The 3,627-nt window shown below is 48.2% G+C and carries 1 protein-coding gene; it reads right to left on the reverse strand.

The window, feature by feature from the left end:
* A partial coding sequence (sprA, locus tag ACTIE6_RS17030; RefSeq protein ID WP_439557785.1) for a cell surface protein SprA occupies positions 1 to 3,627 on the reverse strand: 3,627 nt, incomplete at both ends.

Raw genomic sequence — 3,627 nt, forward strand, 5'->3', positions numbered from 1 at the left:
ACATGCATTTCATCGACCCACAAACAGAAACTCTTTGGCCGCTGGTCCGCCGACTTTGGATTACGCATACCGATCATCATCACCCTTACGGAGCTTAGATCGGGGTTACCTACCACCGTGAGCTTGTACCGGCCGTCAGCAGTTTGAATTGTGTAGGGTACACTCAGGTTTTTATCAATTTGCCGGTTCCGTTGCGCCTTTGCTTCAATAAGGTCCGCCAATGCGATATTGATCTCGTTACTTTCCGGCCAGATTTCTTCGCGCACGCTTGTACCAGGCAATGTGGCTGTAAGCGAAGAAAGATCAATCTCATAATAGTTTTGGGTTAAGTCAGTCCCGATCCGCATGAACGTGCCGACCATTCCATTCTCATTCTGCTCATTCTGCATGTGCACATACATACGCAGCCTCTTGCGGAACAAAAGATCCAGGTTAACATTCTTGAAAACCGCACGGGAATCACCATCACGCAGGTCAGTCACGCAGAGACTCATAGACTGCTCATTCAGCTGCAATGGAGGACGTTGTGTATTGTCAAGATCGCGCTGCCACCCAGGAGGGATATCATATTGATATTTGTTGGAACCAGCGACAACATCCTTGTTTTTATTCTCCTCGATACTCACAGTTCCAACAGTAAATTTCGCGTCGTAAGGCTCAGGTACTTCCTGCAATCCAGGCGCATCCAGATTGGCAGTGTATTTACGATACTGCTGACCTACCATTTGCAGCTGCGCAAACCTGAGTACAACAGGCTGCTGGAAATCGGTTAGGTACATCCGCATAAAACGAATGGATTTGAAACCATTCATATTTCCAACCACACCCGAAAACTCTTTGATAGGTACGCGGAACAGGTACCAATTTTGTCCGTTTGTTTCTGTTTTGTCAACAATATACCCGTTACCAACCCCAAGCTGGTTCGGTTTCAGATCAATCTCGTATTCGTAGTAAGATTCGTTGTCGTTAATCGTGTTATCAACATTCATATCTTCTCCGTCGGGCACATTGGTCGAAGCTGGCGTAACATCGGCAGTTCTTCCAAGACTTTCGGGAGAGTTGTTTTCCATTCCCAGGTAGTTCTTGTACCGTTCCAACACTTTTGCGTCCGCACTATCCAGGTCCGAACCAAGGAAGAATTTAAAATCATCGCCCGAAGGGTCAGCCAGGATACGCTCGCGTGCAGCCGGCGTAAGGTTGGCGGGCAGCCTGTCTATAAACTGGCGGAAGAATGTACGTTCCTCTTCATTCGACAATCCGTCAAGACCAATATCCTGCCGCTCTCGCGCCCCGTCTTCGTTACTGAATGCATTGATCAGGTACTGAGATTTCGTAGCATATCCCCAGGCTGTTGAATCTACATTGACACCTACCTGCTTTGGAACAATGGGAAGCCCGTTTTCAAAGTTGTAACGTTCGTCAGGAATAACATCTTCCGAAATATCCCCCAGGTTGAATACCAGCTTTCCTCCGGTTGTATTGTTTTGCTCTTCAAATCCGTCCCTTACTTTTCCGTCAGGTGTATTGATAAATGGATCCAGCATCCAGAATTCAATGCTCTCAATGTTCGCATTATCAAAATCATTATCTGACGTAATCGCCCGACTGATCGCACCGAAGTTTTGACGCGGTGTTTTCAACCGTCCGTCGGGATTCAAATCTGTGTTGTAGTTGTACATTCCCCGCTCACTAGGATAGTAAGCAATGTCAAGTACCTGCTGCGGATAGGTTACCAGTCCTGCAATAGGACGATTTGGGAAAATCTCATTGGGCAGGAACAGCCGCTCGTAGAAGTTCTTGCGGTCCGCCTCTTCAATATTGGCTGGTGGCTGGTAACCTCCGCCAAGTCCCTGCGCTCCTCCAAAGATATTATCAACTGTATAGGCAGAAATTTTCGCCCTTTTGTATGCATAATTTAAAGTCCGGCCGTCAAGTCCGTCCCGGAATTTGGAAGGAACAGAAGCCAGCCGCCACTTCTGAGGCTGACGGGATAAGTCATAGATCGTACGCGCCGCTTCAAAATCGTCTACCAGAGAGCGGTTATTCACGTCTTTTGAAACACCCGGAAGCAACTTCGCAAATTCACCTTTGAACTGAATGCTCGACATTTCCTTGGTCTGGATCAGCGGCAATGCATCCAGTAGCTTTGTCAAAAACGGAACATCTTTTCTGAATTTGATATCAAAGCCAAGCATGGTATTGTTCACAGGCTCATTCCCGATTGCTACCCTCGACAAGAACCCGGCCGGCCGCTCCCGATATTTGATTGCAGTCAATCCGACGCTCATATCCCGGTTCACCACATAGTCGAGGCGGGTACCGAGCAGCGAACGCACCTGGTTCTGGAACATATCCGGCCTTTCGTATTCAATTACAATTTCACGACCTGAGTTAAGCACACTTCCATTCAGCAAACGGACACGACCGATCTGCGCCTCCACAATGTAATCGGAGCCCGGCGAAAGCGGCACGCCGCCCGAGGTCACTGTCACAGAAGTTTCAAGTACCCCGAATGGAAGCTGCACCTCAGCACCGCCGCTTGTTTGGTAAGATCCCCGGAGGAAGAACTTATTACGTTCGGTAACCTGCTGCGCATCGATCATGGTTGTACGGTACAGCTCATTGAACACGTATTTATTCCTGAATGCATCCTCACCCGCGCCGAACTTGCGGGACAGGTTGGTACCGAAAGGTTCAAGCACCGGGAAAATGATCCGGCCAGACTTGCTGTCAATTGTAATACCTTCTACGTAGTCGAAATTACCGTCGGGTTGCAGATCGTTTACAGGATTAAGCCTGTCCAAACCCGCCAGGCGGATCAGGGGAACATTGGCAATGCTGCTTTCCTGCAAATTCGGGTTGTCAATACCAGTTTGGTCATCCTTGTAGATGACACGTAACTGAAATCCCTGCTTGTCAATCTGGCTTGTACCAAGTGAGTAGATGTTCTTCATCATCAGGTCCCACATCGGCAGCTTGGTATTGTTCCTGATCGTCGATGATTTCAGCAACTTCAATGCAATCACTTCATTGTCCTGGCGCGCCTGGTAGTCTTCGGTAAGCTCACCCACCTTAAATGCACGACCGTTCAAAGTATATTCATAAGACACTGCAAGTACTTCATCGTTTCGCAGCGCATTGGTCAGGGATATATAACCGAGTTGCGGATGGAATGTATAGTCACGATCGGCTACCAGCCTTTTGGCCCCGCGGAGCAATTCGTAATCAATTGTTTTTTCCAGACCCAGGGAAGTAATGGAGCTGTTAGCATTATCAACCTGCCGGAATGCTCCATTCTTGCTTAATGTTTCGTACAAACCGTTTGCCGCATTATCGGCTGGCGAGCTGGAACGTATCGGTTGCAGGTTTGGGTTCGCAGACTTATAAGGAGCAGGCTCGCCCAAATCAGTAAAACCTACCACATTTCTCAGCGATTCGGTAGTGGTAGTCCGGTTCGTAACGTACACCTCAATCCTGGTAACGGTAACCCCGGAAGTAATCGTAGGTGTGTTTCGCAGCGAGCTTTCGTAAATATTTCTGAAATACTGCGAGAGGAAAAAGTTGCGGTTTTCATCGTAAGTATCAGCACGTAGCTCAAAATCGCGGTTTTGAGCGCCTCCGCGTAAT

This window comes from Dyadobacter sp. (genome assembly GCF_051859145.1).
Taxonomy (GTDB): domain Bacteria; phylum Bacteroidota; class Bacteroidia; order Cytophagales; family Spirosomataceae; genus Dyadobacter.